This window comes from Klebsiella electrica (assembly GCF_006711645.1).
In the GTDB taxonomy this organism is placed as follows: Bacteria; Pseudomonadota; Gammaproteobacteria; order Enterobacterales; family Enterobacteriaceae; genus Klebsiella; species Klebsiella electrica.
The window spans coordinates 2,613,088-2,627,171 of sequence record NZ_CP041247.1; the positions used below are offsets into that span (position 1 = coordinate 2,613,088).

The following is a 14,084-nucleotide window of genomic DNA, read 5'->3' on the forward strand; positions in this document are numbered from 1 at the left end:
TCAGCAAGGCATAGATTGCGAAGGTTGTTCATGCTCTTATAGCTCACGAATGCGTCATGCATAAAACATGAACACGGCATAGACATGCATGTGAAATCGATTTCTATGAAACTTACTCTGGGGTTAGTGTATGAAAATCATGCTGGGGGCTAACTGCGCGCTGGCTGCCTTATTGACCGCCAATGTCGCGTTGGCATCGAATGAAGTTGCCGTTGCGCCTTACTTTTCCGACTGGCCTACGATACATAGCGCCATTGCCAAAGATGAAATACTTGAGAATAAAGTCAAAGACATTCTTGCAAAGATGACCCTTGAAGAAAAAATTGGTCAAATGCTGCAGCCCGACTTTCGGGAAATCACGCCTGAGGAAGTGGTTCAATATAAAATTGGCTCCGTTCTTAACGGCGGCGGAGGTTGGCCGGATAACAATAAGCATTCCCTGGCCCGTAGCTGGGTCACTGAAGCAGATAAATACTGGAAAGCAACGGATAAGGCTTTTGCTGGCCGTGGTTTCAGAATCCCCTTTATGTGGGCTACCGATGCTGTTCATGGCCATAACAACGTCTTCCAGGCCACACTCTTCCCACATAATATTGGCTTAGGGGCCGCCCGCGATCCGGATTTAATTTATAGAATTGGTCAGGCAACGGCACTCGAAGTTGCGGCCACAGGTCTTGACTGGACCTTTGCTCCCACTGTCGCTGTACCACGTGACGATCGCTGGGGACGCACTTACGAAGGCTATTCTGAGGACCCGTCGATCGTTTATGCCTATGCAAAAGAGATGGTCAGGGGTCTACAAGGTTCTGCATCTGACCTGAAGGGACAACATCACGTTATTTCCACCGTCAAGCATTTTGTTGGCGATGGCGGTACCCTGTACGGTGTTGATCGCGGCGATACCCATTATTCAGAGGATGACCTGCGTAATATACACGCGGTAGGATATTTTTCAGGCCTGGATGCCGGCGCGCAGGCCGTGATGGCCTCGTTTAATAGCTGGAAAAACGATAAAAATTCCGCGCAGGGAATGAAGGCCGGGAGCGAGTATAACGGTAAACTGCACGGCAGCTATTATATGCTCACCCAGGTACTTAAGGACAAAATGGGTTTTGATGGCGTAGTCATATCCGACTGGAACGGCCATAGTGAAATATCAGGTTGTAGTATGGGGGCCTGCGAAGCAGCAGTCATGGCTGGAATAGATATTTTCATGGTCACGGCAAGAAAGGACTGGATGTCATTTCGGACCAGCTTACTTGATAGTGTAAATAACAAAACTATTCCCGTTTCCAGAATTGACGATGCTGTCAGTCGCATCCTGAGGGTCAAAATGCGGGCCGGTATGTGGGATAAACCGATGCCGTCTCAGCGCAGTCTTGCAGGAAGTCAGAGCATTCTTGGAAATCCTGACCACCGCGCCCTGGCACGGGAAGCGGTACGTAAATCATTAGTTTTACTAAAGAACAAGAATAATATCCTGCCCCTTAGCCGGGATCTTAAAGTCCTGGTGGCGGGTAGCGCCGCGAATGATATTAGCAAGCAAATTGGCGGCTGGAGCCTCACCTGGCAAGGGACGGAGAATAACTTATCGGATTTTCCTGGCGCCGTTACCATCGTGGGGGCAGTGGAGAAATCCATTGGCAAACACAACGTCATGACCCTCTCCTCAAGCGAGTTGGATCTTAAAGAAAGGCCCAACGTGGCGATTGTTGCCATGGGTGAAGACTCTTATGCAGAGTGGTTAGGTGATATTCCTGATAATAAAACGCTATCTTACTCAGAGCTGAAGGCTGGTTATTCCGGTGATGTCAAACTATTAAGGCAACTCAATAAAGCCGGCATCCCGACGGTTGTTATTTTGCTCTCTGGCAGACCGCTCTATGTCAACGAAGAGATCAATCTTGCCGATGCATTCGTTGCCGCCTGGTTACCCGGGACCGAAGCGCAAGGCATTACCGATGTTATTTTCCGTGATGCTAACAACACGATAAATCATGATTTCCAAGGAACGTTGTCGTTCTCATGGCCAGCACAAAAATGTGCGACCACCATCAACAGAACGCCAACCAATATCGCTGAATGGCAGCGCCCGGAATTTGAGCAAAAGCCGGACAAAGAGAATGTATTATTTAATTTCGGTTACGGATTGTCCTACAACTCGCCTTCACGACCGGCGGCGAATTATCAAGATCTGGATCGCTTACCGCTTGATAAGCGTCGTCTGGGGTGCCGGGAGTTAAGCATGGAGAAATCGCCAGTCACCACCACCCGACTTGAGCTGTTCGGTGAAAAGGCTTCTGAAGAGCATCGTTTAAGAATGGGAGATGAGAGTAACTGGACCGGTACTGAGGTATCGGTAAACGGTAAATCCGCAATGCAGTATATTAGCGTGCGCCCTGTCGATTATAAAAGGCAGCAGGATGCACGTGAGGTCACATTTATGGGGACCAGCGAGAGTACCGGGGCCTCTGTTCAATTACAGACAACCAATGTTAAAGGGATCAACCGGAATAATTACCTCAAGGCGAACAGTAACTTGATGGTAACTTTGCGCCTTAAGAAAAACCCCGACCGCAAAATGGAAATCGGTATGCAGTGCGGTTGGCCATGCGCCTCCTCCATTGCCATCAATGATACCTTAAATACTCTCCCACTAAATAAATGGGTCACGCTAAGCATTCCGTTAACCTGTTTCAAAGAAAATATGGATTTTTGTAAAACCAATACGCCATTTATTCTGACGACCACGGCGAATGCCCAACTCGATTTGGGATTAATTAACTGGACGCCTGCGAGCATGAAGCCGGAGATGGATAACATCGTCCGGGTCAATTGTGATGGAACCCCAAGGTAAATCCTGATGTAAGTCTCTATGGCTAACGCTATCCGACAGTTTCAGTCTATGGCTGTCGGATAGGGTGTTAAGCCTGGTGAAATAGCCAGCCCGCCATACTTTGTCGGCGTAGCGGTGCCCAAAACGGGAATCGCTACGCATGACATTATGATTTATAACGATTTAATGAAAAATGCGTGCGCTACGTGAATTCCAGGCTGTTAGCACTCCGGGAATGCACAACAATTCACGCAGGCACCCTGCTTTTTTTGGCATATTACTGTCCGCCAGTCGGTCTTCCCGCCAGCCAGGCATAGACCGACGCCAGGTCACGCCCGGCAAATCCCTCGGCGGCGGCTTCATCCCAACAGTCGGCAATGGCGGCCAGAATCGGCAGCTGGGTCTCTTCCGCCGCGTCAAGCGCCAGCCGCGCATCTTTCAGCGCATGACTGAGCTGCATCTGCGGAGCAAAATCATTCGCCGCGATCATCTCCAGCTTGGCTTTCACATACGGTGCCGCCAGCGGGCCGCCGTCAAGCGCGCCCCACAACGCTTCGGGAGTAAAACCTAATTTCGCCGCCAGTAACGTACTTTCAGCCACCCCTTCCATCATGGTGATCAGCCAGGCGTTCAGTACCAGCTTCATTTTCTGACTGTTGCCGGCGTCGCCAAACCATTGTGTGCCGCGCGCTATTGCGGCAAAGACGCTCTCGGCCTTCGCCCCTCGCTGACGATCCCCGCTGGCCAGCACCAGAATTTGCGCATTCTCCGCCGGTTTTTTGGTTCCCGACACCGGCGCATCGAGGTAGACCATCGATGGGCGAAGCGACGCCAGCAGATCCACAGCCTCCTGCGTTTCTTCCACGCCAATCGTCCCCATCTGGCAAAAAACGGCATCTGGCTGGCAAACCGGAGCTATTTCGCGAATCGCATTCAGGGTCGCTTCGCCATCGGTCAGAACCGACAGAATCACCTCCGCCGCTGCCGCGGCTTGTTGCGGCGTCGCATGAAGAGTTAATCCGCTGGCTATCAAATCCTCACCCCGCTCAGGGGTACGGTTCCAGCCATGAACAGTGAAACCTTTTTTTAACAGATTGCTGGCAAAAGCATGCCCCATGGCACCGAGCCCAATAACGGCAACTACCGGTAAGTTCATTCCATTTCTCCCGCGTGAATTTCGCACCTGCATTGCGTCCCGCTGACGTCGGTAGCGCGCTGAGCAGATAAAGGTCATTCAGTATGCCCGCATCCGCGGAATAAAGGCCAGCACGTTTATCGCCTTTATCCTGCACAAATCAGCAGCTTGCCCTGGCGAGAAAGGCAAACGCCGGCAGAAAATCGTCGGCGGAGGGGGATAGTTTTACGCTTGAATTACGCGAAATAGTGACACCGTCACTTATCAGGCCACGCCGAGATAGGCATTCCTCACTTGCGGATTGTTCAACAGCTCCCTGCCCGTTCCGGTTAATTGAATCTGACCATTCACCATAACGTAGGCGCGGTCGGAAAGCTTCAGCGCATGATGCGCATTCTGTTCCACCAGAAACAGCGTCATACCCTGCTGCGTCAGCTCACGCAGGATCTGGAATATCTGTTTGACCACCAGCGGCGCCAGGCCAAGACTGGGCTCATCCAGCAGTAACAGTTTTGGCCGGCTCATCAATGCCCTGGCAATCGCCAGCATCTGCTGCTCGCCTCCCGATAGCGTCATGGCGCGCTGCGCCCGTCGCTCTTCCAGACGAGGAAAAAGCTGATACATTCGCGCCTTGTCTTCATTCTGATAGCGGCTGCCCACGGGAATTGTCCCCATCAGCAGGTTTTCTTCCACCGTCATATCGGCAAAAATCCGCCGCCCTTCCGGCGCCTGGGCGATACCGTTACTGGCAATAAAATGGGTGGACCGTCGGCTGATATCCTCGCCGCGATAGCGAATCTCTCCTTCGGCGATGCGCGGCTGACCAAAAATGGACATTAACAGCGTCGATTTCCCGGCACCGTTGGCGCCGATTAGCGCCACCGTCTCTCCTTCCTTTACCGTTAAGGAGACCTGCTTCAACGCCTGAATCTGACCATAGAACACATCAACCTGACGAAATTCCAGCAACGGTTGGCTCATTCGGCAAGCTCCTCTTCATCGGTTCCCAGATAGGCCGCGATCACGCTGATATTCGACTGAATCTCCTTCGGTTCGCCACGGGCGATAACATCGCCATGATCGAGCACGATCACGTGATCGGAAATCGCCATCACCATCCCCATATCATGTTCAATCAATAATACCGTCACGCCGTGATACTGGCGCAGGAAGCGGATAATCTGACTTAGCGCCTGAGTCTCAACGGGATTCAGCCCCGCCGCCGGCTCATCGAGACAGATAATCTCGGGCCCGGTACACATCGTGCGGGCAATCTCCAGCCGCCGCTGCTGCCCGTAGGAGAGCGTTCCCGCCAGCAGATTAGCGCAATCCGCCATCCCGACCACCTCCAGCCAGTAGAAGGCCCGATCCAGCGCCCGGCTTTCGGCATTGCGATACCCACGGGTATTGAAGATCCCGGCGAGTAAATGACGATTTACCTGCATATGCTGGGCCACCAGCAGATTTTCAATCACCGACATCTCACGAAACAGCCGGATATTCTGGAAGGTCCGCGCCAGCCCCGCCCGGTTAACCAGATGGGCCCCACCGAACATTTTGTAATACAGCCGCGATCCCAGCGCGGCAGGATGGAGAAAATCCGTCGGATGAAGCTTTTGTCCCAGTACCTGAATCACGTCGGTCATCCGCGAACGGGCATGCAGCCTGATCGTCCCGCCGGTCGCGCGATAAAACCCGGTCAGACAGTTAAATACCGTGGTTTTTCCCGCGCCATTAGGGCCAATCAGCGCGGTAATCGACCCTCTTTTGACCTCAAGATTGACATCATTGAGCGCTTTAATACCGCCAAAATGCATCATCAGATGCTCGACCTGCAAAATATGGTCATTCATGGCGCCACTCCCTTGCGTACCGCCACCCCGGTACGACTGGTACGTACCAGCCCACGCGGCCGCCAGATCATCATCAGCACCATCAAGACACCAAACAGCAGCACCCGATATTCGTCGAACCCGCGGAGCAGTTCCGGGGCCACCGTCAGGACAAATGCGGCCAGCACCACGCCCAGCGTCGAGCCCATACCGCCCAGTACAACGATGGCCAGAATCAGCGCCGACTCAAAAAAGGTAAACGAGGTCGGGTTAACAAACCCCTGATAGGTGGCAAAAAAGACCCCGGCAATCCCCGCCGTAGACGCCCCCAGCATAAACGCCGAGAGTTTCACCAGCACATGATTCAGTCCCATGGCCCGACAGGCTATCTCATCTTCACGCAGCGCCTCCCATGCGCGTCCGACAGGCATCCGCGCCAGTCGGTGCTTAATAAACAGCACCAGCAGGACCACCAGGCAAAGCACGGCGTAGATAAAGATAAATTTGAGGTTGGGGTTATAGCTGATGTGCAGAAACTCGTGGATGGGCACCCCGCCGTCTTTGGCCCGCCGGCCAAACTCAAGACCGAACAGCGTCGGCGCCGGGACGGAAACCCCATTCGGTCCGCCGGTAAAACTGACCCAGTTGTTCAGCACCAGGCGGATAATTTCACCAAACCCAAGGGTAACAATCGCCAGATAATCGCCATGCATGCGCAGCACCGGAAATCCCAGCAGCGCGCCGGCCAGCGCCGCCATAATGGCGCCTGTCGGCAGCATTGCCCAGAAACCCAGCCCCAGATACTGATAACCCAGCGCCAGCCCGTAGGCGCCAATGGCATAAAAGGCCACATAGCCCAGGTCGAGCAGACCCGCCAGACCGACCACAATATTCAGCCCCAGTCCCAGCAGGACATAAATCAGCCCGAGAATGGCCACCGTCAGCAGATATTTCGTGGCGATAATCGGGAACAGGATGGCGAGGACCACCAGCAGCGGAATCACCCAGCGCAGCCGCGAACGATAGCCCGCGGGTCTCACATATACGCCATCATGCGTTCCTTCAAAGCGGGCGAGGAACTGGCGACCGCTGCGACTTTGCAACAGCAGACTGAGCAGCAGCCGCCCGAGCATCACGATGCCAACCAGTATCAACACCCGCTGCGTTGACAGATTGTAACTGTAACCTTTAAGCACAATGCCCACGATCGGGCCAAATACGATCAGCGCGCACAATCCGGCCAGGATGCTGTCGATCAGGCAGCGCCTGATATCCAGCCCCGGCTTACGGGACACTTCAGCCATGTTCGCCCCCTTAAACCTTGGCAACCATCGGACGACCCAGCAACCCTTGCGGACGGAAAATCAGGATCGCCACCAGCAGCGCGAAGGAAAAAACATCTTTGTAATCCGAGTTCACCAGCCCGGCGAACTGCGCTTCGGCCACTCCCAGCAGTAAACCGCCGAGCATCGCGCCAGGTAGCGAGCCAATCCCCCCCAGCACGGCGGCGGTAAAGGCTTTGATACCGATAATAAAACCGATATAGAAATCAAAGGTGCCGTAGTTCATGGTCACCAGCACGCCAGCCAGACCGGCCATCGCCGCGCCAATGACAAAAACCAGCGAGATAACCCTGTCGGTATTAATCCCAAGGATGGCGGCCATGCGCCGATCCTGCTGCGTCGCCCGACAGATACGCCCGAGCCGGGTATGCTGGATTATCCACGTCAGGACAATCATGCCCACCAGCGCCGCGACGAGGATAAATATTTTGGTCCAGGTGATTTGCACGATGCCGTCGCCAACCTCAAAACGCAGTACCCCGGAGAGCAGCGTCGGGATCCCCTGTTGATTGGGTCCCTGGCTGATTTGGACATAGTTCTGCAGGATAAGCGACATGCCGATAGCTGAGATCAGCGGCGCCAGGCGGGTGGAGTTGCGCAATGGCCGGTAGGCGATACGTTCGATAGTCCAGCCGTAGACGCCGGTCACCACAATAGTGAAGATCAGCGTGGCAAAGATCAGCAAAGGAAAAGAGTGAATCCCAAACCCGGAGAGCAACGCCAGCCCGATAGCGCACAGATAGGCCGAAATCATATACACCTCGCCGTGAGCGAAGTTAATCATGCCGATGATGCCGTACACCATGGTATAGCCGATGGCGATTAATCCATATACGGCGCCCAGCGTCAGCCCATTGATCAATTGTTGTAAAAAGAACGCTTCCATAGACACCATCCTGCCGGTAAACGGGCAGCAAACAGCCTGGCCTGCCTTTTCGCGAATAGCCCCTTGCTCAGGGGCGGAGAGTTATGGCGGTTAAAGCTGGTGATATTTGCCTTTATCATCCCACTTATAAACCACGTAATCCGATACCTTCAGGTCGCCCTTGCCATCCCAGGCCTTTTTGCCCATGACGGTATCAACGCTGTGGTTTTTCAGCCATTCGCTGGCTTTGGTGTTATCGGTTCCGACGGCATTATAGGCGGCGGCGATCGCCTGGATCGACGCGTAGGCATACAGGGTATAACCTTCCGGTTCGAAACCGCTGGCGCGGAATTTTTCAATCACCGCTTTCCCTTCCGCAATGGTTCGCGGATCCTGACCGAAGGTCATCAGCACGCCGTCAGTGAACTGTGGGCCACCGGCGGCGGTCACCAGCTCCTGCGTCACGATGCAATCGCCGGAGAAGAATTTCGCCTGTACCCCCTGTTCTCTCATCTGCCGAACCAGCGGACCGGCTTCCGGATGACAGCCGCCGAAATAGACGACGTCAGGCTTCAGCGCGCCAATTTTGGTGACCAGCGCATTGAAATCCTTCTCACCACGGGACAGCCCCTCGTACAGCACCTCTTTCGTCCCGCGTTTCGCCAGCGCGGCGCGGGTGGCATCCGCCAGTCCCTGACCATAGGTATCTTTATCGTGGATCACGGCGATTTTTTTCGCCTTCAGCACATCCAGTATATAGTTCGCCGCAATCGCCCCTTGCTGGTCGTCGCGACCGCACATACGGAACATATCTTTCATACCGCGTTCGGTGATTTGCGGGTTCGTCGAGCCCGGGGTGATGGTCAGAATACCGGCCTCGTCATAGACCTCGGAGGCCGGCATGGTGGATGACGAACAGAAATGCCCCACCACGGCGGAGACGCCGGACTCATCGACCAGGCGGTTCGCCACCGCTACCGCCTGTTTGGGTTCGCAGGCATCGTCACCCTGAACCAGCACAATTTTTTCGCCTTTAATTCCTCCCGCCGCATTAATATCCGCCGCCGCCTGCGAAGCCCCTTTCCAGTACTGGGCGCCGTAAGTCGCATTCGGCCCGGTAAACGGTCCGGCAACACCAATCTTCACATCCGCCTGCGCGTAAAATGCCACGCTCATACAACCCGCAATCGCAACATGAAGCATCAACTTTTTCAGTTTCAGAGACATTCGATATTCCTCAGCGATTTATAGCCTTGCGCCCGGTTATGGCGCGGAAAATATCAATTACTGTTTGGTTTGCCGAAGGCTGACAATGTGCCGTCACGGCCAGAGTGGAAGAAGCAAAAATCCCGCCAGGGAGAGATGGCGCGTCAGACAGCCGGGTAATGGATGGCAATAACGCGTGATAACACCGTCATCGCCTGCGGCTGACGCGCATTTCAGCACCAGTCAGGAGGTCGGTTGCCATCACGTGGCGAGTCGGGAACTGCAGCGTCCATATCGACCAGCGAGCTAAACATAGTTGCTCTTTTCACTCGTTGCGCACTGCCCTGGTGCAAAAGTGCGAAAATGATCATGAGTATGAATAATTTTGTTGCGGTATTGTGAACAATATAACAAGACGCATGACAAGCGGCGCGTTAACAGCGGATTCCACGCTACGCACTCATAACCCACTCTTATTATTTCCATTGTGAAAGCGGGCCTCCTCTGACAGGAAAAGGGGCGATAACAACCCGCCGCTGTGGCGGCGCAAGCAACCGCCGGGGCCCACTCTGCCCAGGAAACAGCGGGAGAATACACACACTGATTGACTTGAATTCGAATCGTAGGAAAATGCCTCTTCAACGCAACGACCTATAACGATGACGAATATGATTTTCTGCTCTCGTAGCGTCCCTGTTTTCTCTAAAGTGACTCTGTCCGCCGCGGCTGTGGCTGCCGCGCTGCTGTTGGTGAGCTGTTCCGGCAAACCGCCCGGCTCTCTGGTGACTCCGTTCCCCCCAGCGCAGAAACAGCCCCATGCCCCCAAAACCCATGAGCCGGTACGCGGCGTCTGGCTGACAACGGTATCTCGTCTTGACTGGCCGCCGGTCGCCTCGGTGACGACTGGCGACCCTGCGCTGCGTATCCGCCAGCAGCAGAAAGCGTTGACCGATAAACTGGATAAGCTGCAAAGCCTCGGTATCAATACCGTCTTCTTTCAGGTCAAACCGGATGGCACCGCGCTATGGCCGTCAAAAATTTTGCCGTGGTCCGATATGCTGACCGGCCACATCGGCCAGGATCCGGGCTACGACCCGCTGCAGTTTATGCTCGATGAAGCCCACAAACGCGGTATGCGGGTCCATGCCTGGTTTAACCCCTATCGCGTCTCCGTGAACACCCGGCCCAAAACCGTCAGCGAACTCAACGGGACGCTGTCGCAAGTCCCCTCCAGCGTCTTCGTGCTGCATCGCGACTGGATTCGTACCGCCGGCGACCGCTTTGTTCTCGACCCGGGGATTCCGCAAGTGCGCGACTGGATAACCAGCATCGTTGCCGAAGTGGTGGAACACTACCCGGTTGACGGCGTGCAGTTTGACGATTACTTCTACACCGAGTCGCCGGGTTCGGCGCTGAACGACTCGCAGACCTACCAGCAGTACGGGCAGGGATATGCTTCCAAAGCGGACTGGCGGCGACACAATACCCAGCAGCTGATAGCCCAGGTATCACGCACCATCAAGCAGCTCAATCCCGATGTGGAGTTTGGCGTCAGTCCGGCGGGCGTCTGGCGTAACCGCTCCCACGATCCGGCGGGCTCTGATACCCGCGGCGCGGCGGCGTATGATGAGTCTTACGCCGATACCCGCAGCTGGGTTCAGCAGGGTCTGCTCGACTACATCGCCCCCCAGCTGTACTGGCCCTTTGCCCGTGATGCGGCCCGCTATGATGTGCTGGCGAAATGGTGGGCCGACGTGGTGAAACCGACCGGCACCCGGCTGTATATCGGCGTGGCGCTGTATAAAATTGGCGAACCGTCGAAGAATGAGCCCGACTGGATGGTCAACGGCGGCGTGCCGGAGCTGAAGAAACAGCTGGATTTGAACGAGTCGATGCCGCAAATCCAGGGGACTATCCTGTTCCGGGAAAACTATCTCAACCAGCCGCAGACCCAGCAGGCGGTGAACTACCTGAAAAGCCGCTGGGGAAGTTACGCCGGGCCTGCACTCAGCCCGCCGGCGACGCCGCCATTGCGTTCTGCAAGCGTGAATGGACCCACAGTAAGCGATCGGTGATCGCCTCATACATCGGTTGTGAAAAGTCAGGCGGTAAAGTCCCCTTTACCGCCTCAACCGCGCGGGGAACGTTATCGACAAAATAGCGCAGAATCTCCAGCATCTGCTGCCGGGCAAACCCGACCTCTTTAGCCGTGGCGAGAAAGTGACGCGGATAGAGCGTCTGGATCTCCGTTTTACGTCCTTTACTGGCCTTCAGACTCATTGACAGCTTGAGATCGCTCAGGTGCAGCCCCTTCCCGCCAAGCAGCGGAAACGCGGAGATAATGTCGTAGAACGGGGTTAAGCGGTAGCTGCCGCCCGGCTGGAGGTAAATCGAGAAGTTTTTCGCGTGGCCATCGGTTGCGCCAATCAGCCACTGAAACACCATAAACTTCATAAAGTTATAGCGATCCTCGAGTGCCTCGCTGGAGCCAACCAGAAAAGCCATAATTGCCCGAATGCCCGGCCCGCCGTCGGACTCATACTTAACCGATGACGGAATGCCGAAGGCCTGACACAGGTCTTCCTGCGGCAAACGCAGCAGCACCGTCTTCTCCTGCGCCCAGCGGCGATCGAAACGTTCAACCGCCAGCGCCCTGGTGCTGGCGGTCTGAATAATACTGGCCTGCGGAACGGCAAAACCCAGCGCGCGAGCCAGAGCTAAACACAAATATTCGTTATCGACGCTTTCGCTGAGATCCAGCACCGCATCCGGCTGTTTGATTTCGCCAATGGGCAGCTTAATGATGTGGGTGGTCGGCGTGGTACCCGTCGGGATACACCACTGCTCGCCGATTTTCAGCAGCGCGGTTTTCTCCTGGGCCCCGGCCACCGAGATCCTGAAATCATCATGTTCGTTGACCATCCCGAGCGGTATATCCGACCGGTAGGCCGTCAGCAGCGCGTCCAGGGCGTGGTTATCCAGCGGCTCCCAGCTTAGCGCTCCCCGGGGCGCATTTTCTCCTGGCGGGAGTAATGTCACCGCGCCGACGCTGTCCCGGCCGATCTCGGCCAGCAGATCAAACGGCTGCTTTGAACGCGCCCGATAGCGCTTAACAATGCGGTCCCGTACCCGCGGACTGTCTGGCAGCAGATTGTCAAAGTAATTAAACACCGCCTCATCGGTAATGTTACCGTACTGCAGCGGGAGCGACAGTGAGAGCGGCCTGGCGCGAGGATTGCGCATCCACGCCTCTTCATAGCGGAAAAGATGCGCGCCGTTGGCCTGCTTGATAAGCTCGCCGACCCGCTCATTGTTCATCCATGTCACGAGAGTGGCCATTACCAGTCCAGATCCTGTGGGTTATCACGGTTATTGCCGCTATCCGGCGCATTTTTTTCGCAAATCGCCATCGACAGTTCCAGCGACTGTAAAATTTTAAACACCGTGGTTAACGTCGTTTTCTCGGGATGATTTTCAAAGTTAGAGACGGTGGCCTGTTTAATCCCCATTCGCTGCGCGAGGTCGCTCTGCGTCCACTGGTTTTTCTGGCGTACCAGCTTGAGATAGTTTGCCAGCTGAACCGGGCTGTATATCGTTGGTGAAGGGCTCATCGTGTCTCCTTATCCTCTTCTGCGGATAAAGCACTATTTATACCCTACCGGGGATAATGTCAACCGGAGCGGTTCCGCACCACTCCCCTTAATATCCCCACTAGGGGATAAATATAAAAATATCCCCCAGTGGGGATATTTTGGTGGTATTCAGGCTTTTGTCAGGCGCGCAGCGCAAGGGGAAAGCGTGGGCCGGGCGGCGGACTCAGCCGCCGACCAGCTCATCGTAGAAGGTTCGCAAACGGGTACGAAGATAGAGCACGGCTTTATGTTTGCGCGAGAGCAGCGCCTGCTCGCTGGCACCGCACTCTTCAGCCAGCGCCTTATAGCTGTATCCCTGCAGTTCGGTCTTCTCAAAGACCTCGCGCTGGGCGGCCGGCAGTTCGGACAGTGCCTGATTCAACGCCTCCCACAGCAACGCTTTCAGATACTCTTCTTCCGGCGTCTGCGGTACGCCAAACAGCGTCTCTGCAAGCTCATCCTCCGGCAGAAAGTCATCCGGGTTCACATAGCCCGCTAAGGGCAGCTCGCGTTTTTTGCGCGCCCGGTCGGTCATCTCGTTGCGCGCCGCGCGAAACAGCCATGCCGCCACGTTCTCCACCGGCTGTTCCACGGTCATCAGCTGACAGGTGACTTCCTGCAGGATATCATCCGCATCGTCGCGTACCGGCGTCCGGCCGCGAATAAACGCGCTCAGCCGTGAGCGACAGGCGTTGATTGCCGATAGCAACAGCGACTCCCCGGCGCCCCCTGTTTTCATCTGACTCACTCGTCTGGCGTCGTTTTGACCGCATCGTTCTGCGGCGGGGCTTTTTCCTCCCGGCGTTCACGCCAGCCGCAGTGCCCACGCGGGTTGCGATGGTGGAAGCGCTGAACAAACTCTTCGCGCTGTTCCGGGCTCATCTTCATCCAGCGTTCGTGCATCCGGCGCCGCATCCCGAACATACCGGGATGCAAGCCCAGACCGCCAAACAGAATACGCGACAGCGCCAGGAGACCTAACGCCTGCCAGAAACCAATGCTCTTGACGCCAAGAATGGCCGGCAGCAGCGCATTCCACAGCGACATCACCAGCAGCCCAAGAATTGCGATCAGTACCACGCCGATAATCAGCGGCTTAGCCATGCGATGATGACCGAAGCGGCGATCGCGCTCATATCCGTGCATTCCAAAACCTCTCATCAGTATGACCTCATTAACGTAGTGAAAAGTAACCTTGTGCTGAGGTAGACGAATGAGCTGCGGAAATATTGCTA

The 14,084-nt window shown here is 55.4% G+C and carries 12 protein-coding genes; 2 read left to right on the forward strand and 10 right to left on the reverse strand.

What is annotated here, in order from left to right; all coding sequences use genetic code 11:
- Positions 1–130 precede the first annotated feature (130 nt).
- Entirely contained in the window at positions 131–2,857 is a 2,727-nt protein-coding gene (locus tag Electrica_RS12525) for a glycoside hydrolase family 3 protein (RefSeq protein WP_141964601.1), read from the forward strand.
- A gap of 256 nt (positions 2,858–3,113) precedes the next feature.
- On the opposite strand, the gene Electrica_RS12530 is transcribed toward Electrica_RS12525, so the two are convergent.
- The 6 genes from Electrica_RS12530 to Electrica_RS12555 form a co-directional block, all read right to left on the reverse strand.
- Complete coding sequence (locus tag Electrica_RS12530; RefSeq protein ID WP_131049095.1) at positions 3,114–3,992, reverse strand: NAD(P)-dependent oxidoreductase; 879 nt, start codon at positions 3,990–3,992, stop codon at positions 3,114–3,116.
- 243 nt (positions 3,993–4,235) lie between these two features.
- Entirely contained in the window at positions 4,236–4,952 is a 717-nt protein-coding gene (locus Electrica_RS12535) for an ABC transporter ATP-binding protein (RefSeq protein WP_141964602.1), read from the reverse strand.
- On the reverse strand, positions 4,949–5,824 hold the full coding sequence (locus Electrica_RS12540; RefSeq protein WP_141964603.1) for an ABC transporter ATP-binding protein: 876 nt from the start codon (positions 5,822–5,824) through the stop codon (positions 4,949–4,951). The genes Electrica_RS12535 and Electrica_RS12540 overlap by 4 nt, the downstream gene beginning before the upstream one ends.
- Positions 5,821–7,107, reverse strand: a complete 1,287-nt coding sequence (gene livM, locus Electrica_RS12545) for a high-affinity branched-chain amino acid ABC transporter permease LivM (RefSeq protein ID WP_141964604.1) — start codon at positions 7,105–7,107, stop codon at positions 5,821–5,823. Before livM ends, Electrica_RS12540 begins: the two co-directional genes overlap by 4 nt.
- Before the next feature lie 10 nt (positions 7,108–7,117).
- On the reverse strand, positions 7,118–8,032 hold the full coding sequence (locus Electrica_RS12550; RefSeq protein ID WP_100684215.1) for an ABC transporter permease subunit: 915 nt from the start codon (positions 8,030–8,032) through the stop codon (positions 7,118–7,120).
- A gap of 90 nt (positions 8,033–8,122) precedes the next feature.
- Positions 8,123–9,181: a branched-chain amino acid ABC transporter substrate-binding protein gene (locus tag Electrica_RS12555; protein WP_206057711.1), complete on the reverse strand. Its 1,059-nt coding sequence runs from the start codon at positions 9,179–9,181 to the stop codon at positions 8,123–8,125.
- A 743-nt stretch (positions 9,182–9,924) separates the two neighbouring features.
- Here Electrica_RS12555 and Electrica_RS12560 point away from each other — a divergent pair.
- Entirely contained in the window at positions 9,925–11,292 is a 1,368-nt protein-coding gene (locus Electrica_RS12560) for a glycoside hydrolase family 10 protein (RefSeq protein WP_320416073.1), read from the forward strand.
- On the opposite strand, the gene Electrica_RS12565 is transcribed toward Electrica_RS12560, so the two are convergent.
- From Electrica_RS12565 to Electrica_RS12580, 4 genes are all read right to left on the reverse strand, one after another.
- A complete protein-coding gene (locus tag Electrica_RS12565) occupies positions 11,225–12,556 on the reverse strand; it encodes a type II toxin-antitoxin system HipA family toxin (protein WP_141964605.1) in 1,332 nt (443 codons plus the stop codon). The genes Electrica_RS12560 and Electrica_RS12565 overlap by 68 nt on opposite strands.
- Complete coding sequence (gene hipB / locus Electrica_RS12570) at positions 12,556–12,828, reverse strand: type II toxin-antitoxin system antitoxin HipB (RefSeq protein ID WP_141964606.1); 273 nt, start codon at positions 12,826–12,828, stop codon at positions 12,556–12,558. Before hipB ends, Electrica_RS12565 begins: the two co-directional genes overlap by 1 nt.
- Positions 12,829–13,033: 205 nt before the next feature.
- The gene (locus Electrica_RS12575) at positions 13,034–13,588 is read right to left on the reverse strand and encodes an RNA polymerase sigma factor (RefSeq protein WP_141964607.1); all 555 of its coding nucleotides are present in this window, start codon (positions 13,586–13,588) and stop codon (positions 13,034–13,036) included.
- A 5-nt stretch (positions 13,589–13,593) separates the two neighbouring features.
- Positions 13,594–14,010, reverse strand: coding sequence for a hypothetical protein (locus tag Electrica_RS12580; RefSeq protein WP_141964608.1), 417 nt, complete (start codon positions 14,008–14,010; stop codon positions 13,594–13,596).
- Positions 14,011–14,084 lie beyond the last annotated feature (74 nt).

Excerpts from the sequence above, each read along its gene's own strand:
- Electrica_RS12525 (WP_141964601.1), top strand. The coding sequence starts at position 131 with ATGAAAATCATGCTGGGGGCTAACTGCGCGCTGGCTGCCTTATTGACC.
- Electrica_RS12530 (WP_131049095.1), bottom strand. The coding sequence starts at position 3,992 with ATGAACTTACCGGTAGTTGCCGTTATTGGGCTCGGTGCCATGGGGCAT.
- Electrica_RS12535 (WP_141964602.1), bottom strand. The coding sequence starts at position 4,952 with ATGAGCCAACCGTTGCTGGAATTTCGTCAGGTTGATGTGTTCTATGGT.
- Electrica_RS12540 (WP_141964603.1), bottom strand. The coding sequence starts at position 5,824 with ATGAATGACCATATTTTGCAGGTCGAGCATCTGATGATGCATTTTGGC.
- livM (WP_141964604.1), bottom strand. The coding sequence starts at position 7,107 with ATGGCTGAAGTGTCCCGTAAGCCGGGGCTGGATATCAGGCGCTGCCTG.
- Electrica_RS12550 (WP_100684215.1), bottom strand. The coding sequence starts at position 8,032 with ATGGAAGCGTTCTTTTTACAACAATTGATCAATGGGCTGACGCTGGGC.
- Electrica_RS12565 (WP_141964605.1), bottom strand. The coding sequence starts at position 12,556 with ATGGCCACTCTCGTGACATGGATGAACAATGAGCGGGTCGGCGAGCTT.
- hipB (WP_141964606.1), bottom strand. The coding sequence starts at position 12,828 with ATGAGCCCTTCACCAACGATATACAGCCCGGTTCAGCTGGCAAACTAT.
- Electrica_RS12575 (WP_141964607.1), bottom strand. The coding sequence starts at position 13,588 with ATGAAAACAGGGGGCGCCGGGGAGTCGCTGTTGCTATCGGCAATCAAC.
- Electrica_RS12580 (WP_141964608.1), bottom strand. The coding sequence starts at position 14,010 with ATGAGAGGTTTTGGAATGCACGGATATGAGCGCGATCGCCGCTTCGGT.